At 66.5% G+C, this 13,764-nt stretch carries 11 protein-coding genes; 4 read left to right on the top strand and 7 right to left on the bottom strand.

All coding sequences use genetic code 11. The features are described from left to right. Positions 1–55: 55 nt before the first annotated feature. Positions 56–913 carry a D-amino-acid transaminase gene (locus tag BMZ69_RS21305; protein ID WP_092160469.1) on the bottom strand — a complete coding sequence of 286 codons (858 nt, stop codon included), beginning with the start codon at positions 911–913 and terminating at the stop codon, positions 56–58. 103 nt (positions 914–1,016) lie between these two features. Next, positions 1,017–1,664, bottom strand: coding sequence for a CGNR zinc finger domain-containing protein (locus tag BMZ69_RS21300; protein WP_092160468.1), 648 nt, complete (start codon positions 1,662–1,664; stop codon positions 1,017–1,019). Positions 1,665–1,745: 81 nt separating this feature from the next. Here BMZ69_RS21300 and BMZ69_RS21295 point away from each other — a divergent pair, with 81 nt between their 5' ends. Continuing rightward, positions 1,746–2,861 carry a branched-chain amino acid ABC transporter substrate-binding protein gene (locus BMZ69_RS21295; RefSeq protein ID WP_092160467.1) on the top strand — a complete coding sequence of 372 codons (1,116 nt, stop codon included), beginning with the start codon at positions 1,746–1,748 and terminating at the stop codon, positions 2,859–2,861. A gap of 144 nt (positions 2,862–3,005) precedes the next feature. Here BMZ69_RS21295 and BMZ69_RS21290 read toward each other — a convergent pair whose 3' ends face one another. The 5 genes from BMZ69_RS21290 to BMZ69_RS21270 all read right to left on the bottom strand — a co-directional run bounded on the left by BMZ69_RS21290 (position 3,006) and on the right by BMZ69_RS21270 (position 10,795). After that, positions 3,006–4,601: an ABC transporter ATP-binding protein gene (locus BMZ69_RS21290; protein ID WP_092160466.1), complete on the bottom strand. Its 1,596-nt coding sequence runs from the start codon at positions 4,599–4,601 to the stop codon at positions 3,006–3,008. A gap of 1 nt (position 4,602) precedes the next feature. Beyond that, positions 4,603–5,724 (bottom strand): ABC transporter permease subunit, encoded by a 1,122-nt coding sequence (locus tag BMZ69_RS21285; protein WP_092160465.1) that lies wholly within the window; start codon positions 5,722–5,724, stop codon positions 4,603–4,605. Between the two features lie 3 nt (positions 5,725–5,727). Then, positions 5,728–6,648: an ABC transporter permease subunit gene (locus BMZ69_RS21280; RefSeq protein ID WP_092160464.1), complete on the bottom strand. Its 921-nt coding sequence runs from the start codon at positions 6,646–6,648 to the stop codon at positions 5,728–5,730. A gap of 47 nt (positions 6,649–6,695) precedes the next feature. After that, positions 6,696–8,327, bottom strand: a complete 1,632-nt coding sequence (locus tag BMZ69_RS21275; protein WP_210188060.1) for a peptide ABC transporter substrate-binding protein — start codon at positions 8,325–8,327, stop codon at positions 6,696–6,698. A gap of 173 nt (positions 8,328–8,500) precedes the next feature. Then, positions 8,501–10,795 carry an NADP-dependent malic enzyme gene (locus BMZ69_RS21270; RefSeq protein ID WP_092160463.1) on the bottom strand — a complete coding sequence of 765 codons (2,295 nt, stop codon included), beginning with the start codon at positions 10,793–10,795 and terminating at the stop codon, positions 8,501–8,503. A 294-nt stretch (positions 10,796–11,089) separates the two neighbouring features. Here BMZ69_RS21270 and BMZ69_RS21265 point away from each other — a divergent pair, with 294 nt between their 5' ends. From BMZ69_RS21265 to BMZ69_RS21255, 3 genes are all read left to right on the top strand, one after another. Next, complete coding sequence (locus BMZ69_RS21265; protein WP_092160462.1) at positions 11,090–12,121, top strand: AAA family ATPase; 1,032 nt, start codon at positions 11,090–11,092, stop codon at positions 12,119–12,121. 68 nt (positions 12,122–12,189) lie between these two features. Continuing rightward, positions 12,190–13,377, top strand: a complete 1,188-nt coding sequence (locus BMZ69_RS21260) for a vWA domain-containing protein (RefSeq protein WP_244543465.1) — start codon at positions 12,190–12,192, stop codon at positions 13,375–13,377. Continuing rightward, entirely contained in the window at positions 13,374–13,760 is a 387-nt protein-coding gene (locus BMZ69_RS21255) for an LCCL domain-containing protein (RefSeq protein ID WP_092160460.1), read from the top strand. The genes BMZ69_RS21260 and BMZ69_RS21255 overlap by 4 nt, the downstream gene beginning before the upstream one ends. Positions 13,761–13,764 lie beyond the last annotated feature (4 nt).

Genomic DNA, 13,764 nt, shown 5'->3' with positions numbered 1-13,764 from the left:
ATAGAGCGCCTTCTCGTCCCGAGATGCTCGGGTCAAACCCGAGCATGACGCGCAATCAGCCCAGCACGCCGCCCTTGCGGGCGTGGTCGAGATAGATCTCGCGCAGCCGGATCGTCGCCGGGCCCGGCGCACCGTTGTGGATACTGTGGCCGTCGATCGTCGTCACCGGCATGACCAGGCTGGTCGCCGAGGTGATGAAGGCCTCCTCGGCGTCGAGCGCCTCATCCAGGGTGAATTCGCGTTCCTCGAAGGTGAAGCCGCTCTCGGCCAGGAAGGCGAGCACGGCCGTCCGGGTGATGCCCGGCAGCACCTTGTGCGAGAGCGGGCGCGAGATCAGCGTCTTGCCCTTGACGATCCAGGCTGTCGACGAAGCGCCTTCGGTGACGACGCCGTCCTCGATCATCCAGGCCTCCTGCGCGCCGTTCTCGGCCGCGAACTGCTTGGCCAGCACCGGAGCAAGCAGATTGACGCTCTTGATGTCGCGCCGCGCCCAGCGCAGGTCCGGCGTGCTGACGACCTTGATGCCGGTCTTGGCCAGTGGCGTATTGGCGAACTGGCGCGCCTGCGTGAACAGGACCAGGGACGCCTTTACGCCCTTGGGGAAGGGGAAGTCGCGGTCGGCGGCGCCGCGCGAGACCTGCAGATAGATGCTGCCTTCATCCAGGCTGTTGCGGGCGATCAGCTCCTGATGGATCGCGATCAGCTCTGCGCGTGAGCAGGGCAGCTCGAGCCCGATCTCGCCGGCCGAACGTTCCAGCCGTGCCAGATGCGCCTCGCAGTCGACCAGCTTGCCGCCGAGCACGGCCGAGACCTCGTAGATGCCGTCGCCGAAGATGAAGCCGCGGTCGAAGATCGAGATCGTCGCCTCTTCCTCGGGGAGGTAGGCGCCATTGACGTAGACGGTGCGGCTCATGGGGAAGGTCTCATGCAGGAAGGGCGGACTTTCCTAGCCGAGCCGGAGGCGCGAAGCGAGATGGCATGCCGGCTTGCCGCTCAGCGTCGGATGCAGGGCGGCACTAGGTGACCGTCTTCGCCTCGAAATGGCGCTGGCGGAAGGCGCGGACCTTGGCACGGTTGCCGCAGACCGACATCTCGCACCAGCGCCGCAGCCGGTTCTTGGTGGTGTCGAAGAACAGCCAGCCACAATGGTCGCCCTCGCATTGCTTGATGCGGGCGAGGTTCTGCTGGGTCAGCACGGTCAGAGCCGACAGTGCGATCGGCCCGCGGATCGCCTCGCTCAGCGTCTGGCTCGAATCCCAGCGCCAGACAAAGCCGTCACCGAACGGCGAGAGCTTGGCGCAGGCGAGGCAATGCGCGTGGATGGCGGCGAGCTGCGTTCGGTCTTCTTCCGTTGGAGGCTGGCGGCGGCTGAGCGCGGCGCCGATCCGGTAGATCGTGTCGCGCAGATCCAGTGCCTCGGCGAGCAGGCGGGCGGCCAGAGCCTCGTCCGCAGCGATCGCGGCGAGCGCGGCGTCTCGGTCGCCGTCGCTGATCACCTTGGCGTGCCGCGCCCAGAGCACGACGTCGCGCCCCTCGCGCAGATGCTCGAGCTGGTCGGGGCCGCCGCGATCCGAGGCGGTGTTGGTGAAGTCGAAGGCGAGCTCGCTTGCGACGAGCGGCAAGGAGCTGGCGCGGCTGGGGCCGCCGGTGCGATCAGTCGTCATGTAACCAGCTATCTCACATTTACAGGTTAATGCAAGCGACGTAGCGTCCGGTCACGGCTCGGACCGTGGAGGAGAACGGATATGAGGACCAATCTGATCGCGGTGCTCGCCGCAGGCGCATTCGCGATGTCGCATGGCGCAGCGCTGGCGCAGATCAAGCTCGGCGTCGCCGGTCCGATGACCGGCGCCAGCGCCGCCTTCGGTGCGCAATTGAAGAACGGGGCCGAGCAGGCCGTGGCCGACATCAATGCGGCCGGTGGCATCCTCGGCCAGCAGATCGTGATTTCGAGCGGGGATGACGTCGGCGATCCCAAGCAGGGCGTCTCGGTGGCCAACAAGTTCGTCGGCGACGGCGTCAAATGGGTTGTCGGCCACTTCAACTCCGGCGTGACGATGCCGGCATCCGAGGTCTATGCCGAGAACGGCATGCTGATGATCAGTCCGTCGGCCACCAACCCGAAGATCACCGAGCGCGGCCTGTGGAACGTGTTCCGCACCTGTGGTCGCGACGACCAGCAGGGCGTCGTCGCCTCCGGCCATATCGCCAAGACCTTCAAGGGCAAGGTCATCGTGGTCGTGCACGACAAAACGACCTATGGCCAGGGCCTCGCCGACGAGACCCGCAAGGGCCTGCACGCCGCCGGCATCAAGGAAGTGCTCTATGAAGGCGTCAACACCGGCGAGAAGGACTTCTCGGCGCTGGTCTCGAAGATCAAGGCCGCCAAGGCCGACCTGCTCTACTGGGGCGGCCTGCACACCGAGCTCGGCCTGATCGTGCGCCAGATGCGCGACCAGGGCCTGACGACGACGGTGATGGGCGCCGACGGCATCACCTCCGACGAATACGCCGTGATCGGCGGGCCGGGCACCGAAGGCACGCTGATGACCTTCCCGCCCGATCCGCGCAAGCGGCCCGTAGCGGCCGAGGTGGTCAAGCGCTTCGAAGCGAAGGGCATCAACCCCGAGGCCTACACACTCTACTCCTATGCCGCTGTCCAGATCATGAAGCAGGCGGCCGAGCAGGCGAAATCGCTCGATCCGAAGAAGGTCGCCGCCGCGATGCATTCGGGCATGACGTTCAAGACCGTGCTCGGCGACATGTCCTATGACAAGAAGGGCGACCGCACCAATCTCGACTACACCGTCTACACCTGGAAGAAGGGCGCGGACGGCAAGATCAGCTATGTCGAGAACTGATAGCCAGAGCATTTTCGAGCAAAGCGGGTACCGGTTCGCGTGAAGAAGATGCTGAGAACAACACTCTAGCCGGTGTCGGTGGCCTCCCCTGGCCGGACACCGATAGGGCGCCGCTTCGCTCCAGCGAGGCGGCGCTTTTTCGTGTCAGTGCTTCAGCGCGGCCGCGATCAGGCGCTGGGTATAGTCCTGCTGCGGCGCTTCGAAGATCGCCTCGGTCGGCCCGCGCTCGACCACCCTGCCATCCTTCATCACCATGATCTCGTCGGCCATGGCCCGGACCACGGCGAGATCGTGGCTGATGAAGAGATAGGAGAGGTCGTGCCGCGCCTGCAAGTCCTTCAGCAGGGCGACGATGCTCTGTTGCACGGTGCGGTCGAGCGCCGAGGTCGGCTCGTCCAGCACGACCAGCGCCGGATGCAGGATCATGGCGCGCGCGATCGCGATGCGCTGGCGCTGGCCGCCCGAGAACTCGTGCGGATAGCGGTTGCGCAGCGCCGGGTCGAGGCAGACCTCGGTGAGCGCCGCTGCAGCCCGCCGCTCGCGCTCGGCGCGCGACAAAGCGGGCTCGTGCACCAGCAGCCCCTCGGTGATGATCTCGCCGACGGTGAGGCGCGGCGAAAGCGAGCCGAACGGGTCCTGGAACACGACCTGCAGGCTGCGGCGCAAGGGGCGCATCGCGGCGCGGTCGAGCGGCGCCAGCGCCCGGTCCTCGAAGCGAACGATGCCGGAGGAGGGAAGAAGCTTGAGCAAGGCGCGCCCGAGCGTCGACTTGCCAGAGCCGGATTCGCCGACGATGCCGATGGTCTGGCCGCGCTTCAGCGTCAGGTCGACGCCGTCGACGGCGTGCAGCGTCACAGTCTCGCGCTTGAGGAAGCCGCGTGACAGGTCGAAGGAGACGCGCAGGTCGCGGGCTTCGAGCAAGATCGGCGCATCCGGCGACGGCGGCGCCTTATGGCCATGCGGCTCGGCCGCGAGCAAAGCCCTGGTGTATGGGTGCTGCGGCGCCTCGAAGATCGCTTGGGCCGGGCCGCTCTCGACGACCTCGCCGGCCTTCATCACATAGACGCGCTCGGCATATTTCCGGACGAGCCCAAGGTCGTGGCTGATCAATATCACGGCCATGTCCAGCCGCTGCCGGAGCTCGGCGATCAGCGCCAGGATCTCCGCTTCGATGGTGACGTCGAGCGCCGTCGTCGGCTCGTCGGCGATCAGGATGTCGGGGTCGTTGGCGAGCGCCATCGCGATCATCACGCGCTGGCGCTGCCCGCCGGAGAGCTCGTGCGGATAGGAATCGAGCCGGCGCTCGGGATGCGGAATGCGCACCAGTTTCAAGAGTTCCAGCGCCCGCGCCCGCGCCGCCTTTCGGGACAGGCCCTGATGCTTGCGCAAGGGCGCCGCCATCTGCGTGCCGATCCGGAAGAGCGGATCGAGCGAGGTCATCGGCTCCTGGAAGATCATCGCGAGTTTTTTGCCGCGATAGCTGTTCAGGACGGCGGGCGGCAGCGTGAGAAGGTCGACCTCGCGATAGCGGATCGCGCCTGAAACCTCGCCGTTGCTGGCGAGGAGGCGCATGGCCGCCATCACGCTCTGGCTCTTGCCCGAACCGGATTCGCCGACGATAGCGACGAATTCGCCGGGGCCGACATCGAGATCGATGCCGCGCACCGCCTCGCACGGGCCGTCATTGGTGCGGAAGCGGACCTTGAGGTCGCGGATGGCGAGGATCGGTTCGTTTCCCATCTCAGCGATCCCGCGGATCGAGCGCATCGCGCAGGCCGTCGCCGAGGAAGTTGAGCGAGAACAGCGTCGTCACCAGGAAGGCGGCCGGGAAGATCAGCATCCACGGCGTCGCCTGGATGGCGCGGGCTCCGTCCGAGATCAGCACGCCCCAGCTCGTCATCGGCTCTTGCACGCCAAGGCCGAGGAAGGAGAGGAAGCTCTCGAGCAGGATCACCTTCGGCACCAGCAGGGTGACGTAGACGACGACCGGCCCGAGCGTGTTGGGGATGACATGGCGCCTGAGGATGCCGCCGGTCGAGACGCCGAGCGCCTCGGCCGCCAGCACATAGTCCTGACGCCTGATCGAGAGCGCTTGGCCGCGCACGATGCGGGCCATGTCGAGCCATTCGATCGCGCCGACCGCGAGGAACATCAGGATGAAGTTCCGGCCGAAGAAGACGACGAGCAGGATGACGAAGAAGATGAAGGGCAGGGAATAGAGCACGTCGACGATGCGCATCATCACCATGTCGATGCGCCCGCCGAGATAGCCGGACGTCGCGCCGTAGGCGACGCCGATCACCAGGGCGACACCGGTGGCGAGCAGGCCGATGGCGAGCGAGACCCGGCCGGCGATCAGCGTGCGGGTCAGCAGGTCGCGGCCATTGGAGTCGGTGCCGAACAGGAAGTACTGGCGCTCGATCGGGACTTCGAGCGTGAGGCGGCGGCCCTCCTGCTCATTGGCGGTGATCACCGGCGTGCCGAACTGGTCGGAACGGTCGAAATAGACCAGCAGGCGCTGGTCGATCGGCCGCTGCGCCGTCAGGACCAGCCTGACGCGAGTTGCCTCCGCCACGACGTCGCTGGGCGTGGCCCTGATGCGAGATGCGATGCGCTGCACGGCCGCCGGCAGTCCCTCATCCTTGGGGTAGGCGGAAAGGCTTGCCGGCACGCGAACATAGTCCTGATAGACCCGGTCATAAGGATGGCCGGTCATGAGGGGACCGAGGACGCAGGCGAGCGTCATCAGCGCCAACACGATAAGGCTCGCCACCGCGGCGCGGTTGCGCAGCAGGCGGATGCGCGCGTCCTGCCAGAGCGAACGACCGATGGGCGGGGTGGGACAGGCGCTCGTGTCGCTCATCGCTCACTCCAGCCTGACGCGCGGGTCGAGCAGCGCGTAGAGCACGTCGACCACGAGGTTGAAGACCAGCACGAAGATCGCGACCACGACGACCGTGCCCATCACCAGCGTGTAGTCGCGGTTGAGCGCGCCTTCGACGAAATAGCGGCCGATCCCCGGAATGCCGAAGATCGTCTCGACCACGACCGAGCCGGTGAGCAGGCTCGCCGCCGCCGGCCCGAGATAGGAGACGACCGGCAGCGCCGCGCCGCGCGCCGCATGCAGCGCGATGGTCGTGGTCGAGAGGCCCTGGGCTCTGAGCGTGCGGATATGATTGGCGCGCAAGGTCTCGATCATCGCTGCGCGCGTCATCCGGGCGATGACGGCGATTTGGGGCAGGGCCAGCGTCACGATCGGCAGCACGCTGTTGCGAAAGGCGCCGCCATTCCAGCCGCCGACCGGCAGCCAGGCCAGGCTCAGGCCGAAGACGATCTGCAGGATGGGCGCGACGACGAAGTTCGGGATGGTGATGCCGGCGGTGGCGAAGCCGATCACGGCATGGTCGGCCGCGCCGTTCTGGCGAAAGGCGGCGAGTGCGCCGAGCGGGCCGCCGATCGCGAGCGCGAGCAGCAAGGCCGAGGCCCCGAGCCGCATCGAGACCGGCAGCCCCTGCGCGAACAGTTCGGCGATCGAAAAATCGCGGAAATAGAAGGACGGGCCGAAATCGCCGCGCAGCAGGGCGGCGAGATAGGTCAGGTATTGCTGGAACAGCGGCTGGTCGAGCTTGTAGATGCGCCGCAGGTTCTCCATTACCTTGGCTTCGAGCGGCTGTTCGAGATCGAACGGCCCGCCCGGCGCGACGCGCATCAGGAAGAACGAGATCGTCACGATCACAAACAGGGTCGGGATCGCGGTGGCGAGACGGCGCAGGATGTAGGTGAGCACGGGGCTGGTTCAGGCCCCTGGCCTAGCGGGCCAGGGGCGTTTGTTTGTCACGGCTTCAGGCTCATGAACCGCGTCGGCAGCGCGCCGCGCAGGTTCTGCTGGAACCCCTGCACCTTCGGCGAGACCAGGTTCTTCGAGGAATAGTACAGCACCGGGATCCAGGGCACGTCGGCGGCGAGGATCGCGTCCGCTTCGCGCAGGATCGCGGCGCGCTTGGCGATGTCGATCTCCTCGGCGCCCTGCTTCATCAGCGCATCGAATTGCGGGTTGTTGTACTTGCCGGAGTTGAAGCCGGTGTTGTCGCTCTGGAACAGGAACAGGAAGTTCTGTGGGTCGGAATAATCGCCGATCCAGCCATAGCGGGCGATGTCGAAATCGCCCCCGTCGCGCAGCAGCGCGAAATGCGTCTTGCCGTCGGTGTTGATGAGGCTGGTCTCGACGCCCATCGCTTTCCACTGCTCGGCGATGGCGATCACGGTGCGGCGGTTGTTGTCGGTGGTGTTGTAGCGCAACTGGACCCTGAGCGGCATGCCAGGGCCGAAGCCCGCCGCGGCGAGCAGCTTCTTGGCCTCGTCCTCGCGATCGAGCGGGGAGGCGCCCTTGAAATCGGCCTCGGCCCGCTCGCCATAATTGCCGATGTTCGGCGGAATCACGCCATAGGCCGGCAGCATGGTGCCGCCCCAGATCTCCTCGGCGATGAATTCGCGGTCGATCACCAGCGAGAGGGCGCGGCGCACCCGGATGTCGTCGAAGGGCTTCTTGGCGGTGTTGATGATCAGGAAATAGGTGCCGAGATAGGGCGAAATCCGGACCTGCTCCTTGCCGAGCTTCTCGCGAAGCTGCTGGACCTGATCGGCCGGAATGTCGGATGTCATCTGCAGCTCGCCGGCCTGGAAGCGGCGGGCCGCGGCGGAGAAGTCGGGCGTCGGATAGTAGATCACCGTGTCGATCTTGACGTTCGCCGCGTCGTGGAAGGCCTTGTTCTTTTCCAGCCGGATATGCGAGTTCGGCACGAATTCCTTCAGCGTGTAGGCGCCGTTCGAGACCCAGTTCTCCGGCTTGACGAAGTCCTTGCCGAATTTCTGGACGGACGGCACATGGACCGGCAGGCCGGTCTGGTGCGTCAGCAATTCCAGGAAATAGGGGGTGGGCCGCTCCAGCGAAATCTCGAGCGTGCGCTCGTCGATCGCCTTGACGCCGAGATCCTCGAGCTTGGCGCCTTCGCTTGCCTTGTTGATCTTCTCGGCATTGCGGATCGGATAGAGGATGTTGGCGTATTTCGCGCCGGTCTCGGGATTGACCATGCGCCGGAACGCGAAGACGAAATCGCTCGCGCTGACCGGATCGCCATTCGACCATTTGGCATTGGCGCGCAGCTTGAAGCTGTAGACCTTGCCGTCCGGCGCCATCGTCCAGCTTTCGGCGACGCCGGGCACGACCTCGCCGTTGATATGATGGATCACCAGGCCTTCGGAGAGGTCGCGCAGGAGATGGGCCTCACTGACCGTCGAGGTCTTGTGCGAATCGAGCGTTTCGGGGTCGCCGTCATTGCCGCGATGGAACACGACCTGCGCCAGGGCGGCGCCGGCAAAGCCTGCGAGCGCAAGAAAAAGGCCGCTCGCCAGCGCGAGCGGCCGAATGGCACGCCGGATACCGGACTGACGGTTGATCGCACGCATGAGCGCTCTCCGAACGATTCGGACGGGCCCCTTTCCCGCTCCTGAAGCGAAGTATGAGCCTATCGCGCGCCGCCCGCCAAGAGCGAAAAGCCGGTATCAACCGTTCAGCTTAAGTCCCTGTCCCGCTTTCGAAAGCTGGCTCAGAAACGAGTTGAGCCAGCCTTCTCGCAAGGTCAGCCGGCCACCGCCCGCCCTTGCGCTTCGGCGACCGCGACCGCCGTCATGTTGACCACACCGCGCGCCGTCACATTGCCGGTCAGGATGTGCACCGGCTTGGCCGCGCCGATCAAGATCGGCCCCACGGGAAGCGCATCCCCCAGCACCTTGGCGAACTGGTAGGCTATGTTGGCCGCGTCGAGATTGGGGAAGATCAGGACGTTGGCGACGCCCTTCAGCTTCGAGGAGGGCAGCACGCGATCGCGGATCGCGGCGACGAGGGCGGTGTCGGCTTCCATCTCGCCGTCGCATTCCAGCTCCGGCGCGCGCTCCTGGATCAGCCTGACCGCCTTGCGCATCTTGATCGAGGACGGCGTGTCGGCCGCGCCGAAGTCGGAATGCGAGAGCAGGGCGATCTTGGGCGTGATGCCGAAGCGCTCGACATGGCCGGCGGCGAGGATCGTCATGTCGGCGATCTCTTCGGCGGTGGGATCGTACTTTACATGGGTGTCGGCCAGGAAGAAGGCGCCCTTGCTGGTGATGACCAAAGTCATCGCCGCGATGTCACAGACGCCGGGCTCCAGGCCGATGATGTCGCGGATATGGCGCAGCCGCGAGAGGAAGCGGCCTTCCAGACCGGTGATCATCGCGTCGGCCTCGCCGCGGGCGACGGCGAGCGCCGCGATCACCGTATTGTTCGTGCGCACCAGCGAGCGGGCCGCCTCGGGCGTGATGCCGCGCCGGCCGGCGATGTCGAGATAGGTCTGGACGTAGTCGCGATAGCGCGGGTCGTCCTCGGGGTTGATCAGTTCGCAATCGATGCCGGGGCGGATCGTCAGGCCGAAGCGCTTGACGCGGGTCTCGATCACCGAGGGGCGCCCGATCAGGATCGGGATCGCCATGCCCTCTTCGATCGCGATCTGGGCGGCGCGCAGCACGCGCTCATCCTCGCCCTCGGCATAGATCACGCGCTTGGGATCGGCCTTCGCCTTGGCGAAGAGCGGCTTCATCAGGAAGCCGGACCGGAAGACGAAGCGGGACAGGTCCTCGCGATAGGCCTCGGCATCGATCAGCGGCTTCTTGGCGACGCCGGTGGTCATCGCGGCCTCCGCCACCGCCGGCGCGATGCGCAGGATCAGGCGCGGATCGAACGGGTTCGGAATCAGCGAGGTCGCGCCGAAGGTCGAGGCCTCGCCGCCATAGGCCCGCGCCGCCACGTCCGAGGTCGCCTCGCGGGCGAGCGCGGCGATGGCGCGCACCGCGGCGAGCTTCATCGGCTCGTTGATCGTCGTCGCCTGCACGTCGAGCGCGCCGCGGAAGATGTAGGGGAAGCACAGGACGTTGTTGACCTGGTTCGGATAGTCCGAGCGGCCGGTGCAGATCATCGCGTCGGGGCGGACGGCGAGCGCCTCCTCCGGCATGATCTCGGGATAGGGGTTGGCGAGCGCCAGGATCAGCGGCCTCGGCGCCATTGCCTTGGCCATTTCCGGCTTCAGCACGCCGGCGGCGGAGAGGCCGAGGAAGATGTCGGCGCCTGGGATGACCTCTGCTAGCGTGCGAGCGTCGGTTTCCTGAGCGTAGACCTCCTTCCAGCGGTCCATCAGCGTGTTGCGGCCCTTGTAGACCACCCCGTCGAGATCGGTGACCCAGATGTTCTGCGTGCGGGCGCCGAGCGAGACGAGCAAATTGAGGCAGGCCAGCGCGGCGGCGCCCGCGCCGGAGACCACGATCTTGACCTCGCCGATCTTCTTGCCGGCGAGGTCGAGCCCGTTCAGGACGGCGGCGCTGACGATGATCGCGGTGCCGTGCTGGTCGTCATGGAAGACCGGGATGTTCATCCGGGCCTTGAGCTGCTCCTCGATCTCGAAGCATTCGGGGCCCTTGATGTCCTCGAGATTGATGCCGCCGAAGGTCGGCTCAAGCGCGGCCACGACCTCGACGAATTTCTCGATGTTCTTCTGCTCGACCTCGATGTCGAAGCAGTCGATCCCGGCGAATTTCTTGAAGAGGACGGCCTTGCCTTCCATCACCGGCTTGGAGGCGAGCGGGCCGATGTCGCCGAGGCCGAGCACGGCCGTGCCGTTGGTGATGACGGCGACGAGGTTCTGGCGCGAGGTCAGCTCGGCCGCCTCGCCCGGATCCTCGACGATCGCCTCGCAGGCCGCGGCGACGCCAGGCGAATAGGCCAGCGCCAGGTCGCGCTGGTTGCCGAGCGGCTTGGTCGCCTGGATCTCCAGCTTACCGGGCTTGGGAAGGCGGTGGTAAACCAGCGCGCCAGAACGCAGATCCGCCGACAATGTGCTCTTAGCCATCCCCACGCTTCCTCTGCGCCGCCATTGCTTACAGACGAGGTCGCGCGGAAAGGGGGTAGGCGTCAAGCGGGGGCGGGCGGCGAAAGACTTGTGCTGCCGGGAAAACAGGATCGAGTTTGGCCAGCAGGCGCTGTGGGATCGATTGAAATCCCCCAAACGAGCAGCCTGTGAAACAACCGTGAAACAAAACTGAACATTACAAAGAAATAATGATTTCAACGGCCTCGGCTGTTGCAGACTGCCTCTTGCCGTATCCGCGATTTGATCTCCGCGGGTCGTCCTTGGGAGGGGTTGATGGAAGCGACGCGTTCCGCCTTCGAGGAAGTTGTCTCGCTGCGACAGGCCAAGCAGCTCATCCAGTGCATGGCGCATGAACAGAGCTTCCTGCTTCTCTCGCCGCCCGGGCTCGGCAAATCCGAACTGGTCTATGAAGCTGCGCGCGAGGCCGGACTGCCCTGCCGCTCGCTGCTCGGCACCCAGATCGCTCCCGAGGACGTCAGCGGCATCCCGCGCATCGTCGGCGAGCGCTCGGTCTTCTGCCCGCCGCGCGTGCTGCTGCCGGAGAAGCCCGAGCCGTTCTGCCTGTTCCTCGACGAATTGCCGGCCTGCTCGCCCGATGTCCAGAAGGCATTCTATTCGCTGCTGCTGGAACGGCGGCTGGGCGAGCATGCCCTGCCGAAAGGCACCTGGGTCGTCGCTGCCGGCAACCGCCTGCAGGACCGCGCTTTGGTGCGGGCGATGAGCTCGGCGCTGGTCAACCGTGTCACCATCCTGCAATTGCGCGTCGATACCGCCGATTGGCTGGCCTGGGCCCAGCGTGCCGGGGTCCGCGCCGAGATCCGCAGCTTCATCGCGACGATACCCGACGCGTTGATGCGGCCGGTGCCGGCCGAGCCCGTGCCGTTTTCGACGCCGCGCGCCTGGACGCTGCTGTCGCGGGCACTCGACATGGCGCAGAAGGCCGGCTTCCTCAGCAATGAGTTGCGGCGCGCGCTGGCCTTCGGCCGGCTCTCGCCGGAGGATGCGGTGGTGTTCTGCGCGCTCGCCGAGGATTCGATCGGGGCGGTGCGCCCGCTCGAGGATTATCTGCGCAAGCCCGAGCTGCTGCCCAAGGGCGATTCCGCCCGCTGGTTCATCCTCGACTGCATCCGCCAGTTCGTCAGGGACGGGCGCGCGGAAGGCATGAAGCCGGCGGTGATCAATCGCTTCCTGCGCAGCCTGTCGCACGAGCACCAGCTCCTCATCCTCAATGACATGGTGGAGGTCTGGGGGGCGCTCGGCGCGGACCGGGCGATGTACGACCTCCTGCGCAAGGTCGCGGCATGAGCACCGCGCCTGATCTTTCGGTTGCCGACCGCGCTACCCACGCGCGGATCATGCGGGGCCTCCGCTTGGTGACAGCGCCATTCCCGCATCTGGCCGGGCTTGCCGCCGCCGTCAGGGTCGAGATCGACGAGCGCGTTCCGACCATGGGCGTCTTCGCCTCGGGAAGGTTGCTGGCAAACCCGGCGTTCACGGCGAGACTCTCAGCCGACGACCTCGTCTTCGTGCTCGCCCATGAGCTGCTGCATCTCGCGCTGCGCACCCATGACCGGGCCCGCGGCAGCGCCGCGCTCGAGTTCAATTACGCCCACGATTACATCATCAACGACATGCTGCGGCATGCGCTCGGCACCACGACGATCCCAGCGGGTGGACTAGATATGCAGGGCGCCCGCGAGCGCTCGGCCGAGGACATCGTGCTGGAGATGCGCCGCACCGGCAATTACATGCCGTCGCGCACGCAGGTTTGGGAAGGGCAGGTCGTCACCGTCGAGCAGGTGCTCGGCGCGGCGCGTCAGGCGCCCGCGGGCGCGATGGGCGATGCGCTCGACGCCCAGCGCGAGCGCGAGCTTTTCCCCGAGGACAGCGCCGACCAGGCCGAGCGGGCACAGGCGGTCCGCGACCTCGCCGGCCGCGGCATGGTGCTGGCGAAGGCCATGGGCGCCCTGCGCGGCAGGGGCGACAGCGCAGGCGGCCAGCAGCAGAGCGTGCAGGCGCAACGCGGCTTCTTCCACACGCCCTGGCATGTCGCGCTCCAGGCCTGGCTCGACGGCGCTGCGCCGGGCGAGCGCACCTACACCCGCGCTTCGCGTCGCGGCCACGATCGCAGCGATGCCGTCATGCCCGGCCGCAAGCGCCATTCCTGGATGCTGAACGTCATCCTCGATACCAGCGCCTCGATGGGCGACGATATCCCGAAGGCGCTCGGCGCCATCGCCGAGTTCTGCGATGCGGCCGGCGTCGACGAGATCCGCGTCGTCCAGTGCGACAGCGTCGTCACCTGCGACGAGGTGCTCTCGCCGGCGGCGCTCGCGGACTACCGGATCAGCGGCTATGGCGGCAGCGACTTGACGCCGGCACTCGAAGCCCTATCGGACGATCCGCGCGTCAGCGCCGCGATCGTCATTACCGACGGCGAGGTCAGCTATCCAAATGAAGCCGTGCCCTATGCCGTGCTCTGGGCGCTGCCCAAGCCCTCGGTCTCGTTCCAGCCGTCCTATGGCCGGGTCGTCGTCATGCAAGCGGGAGGCGCATCGTGAAAGTCGTTCAGGATCTCGTCGCCTATTTCGACAAGCGCGGGAAGCTCTCGCGCCGGCAGCTCCGGACGCTGCTCGATCAGAGTTCCATCGCGTCGGAGGCGCCGACAAACATGCACGGGCTCTGCGAGAAGGTCGGTGCCGTCTATTATTTCCGCATCACGGGCGCGCTGGAAGGCCAGCTCTGGGGCACCGACATCTACAGCGGCGACTCGACGCTTGGCGCAGCCGCCGTCCATATGGGCCTGCTCAAGCCTGGCAAGAGCGCCGTCTTCAGGGTGACGGTAGTGACGCCGCCGGAGGAATTCCCCGGCACCGAACGCAACGGCGTCACCAGTACCCAGTACGGGCGCTATCAATATGCCTGGCAGCTCTCGCCGATCTGAGCTG

It is taken from the genome of Allobosea sp. CRIB-10 (assembly GCF_900112185.1).
GTDB lineage: Bacteria > Pseudomonadota > Alphaproteobacteria > Rhizobiales > Beijerinckiaceae > Allobosea.
Note: the sequence above shows the minus strand (reverse complement) of the source record. Positions and strands in the feature narration are given on the sequence as shown.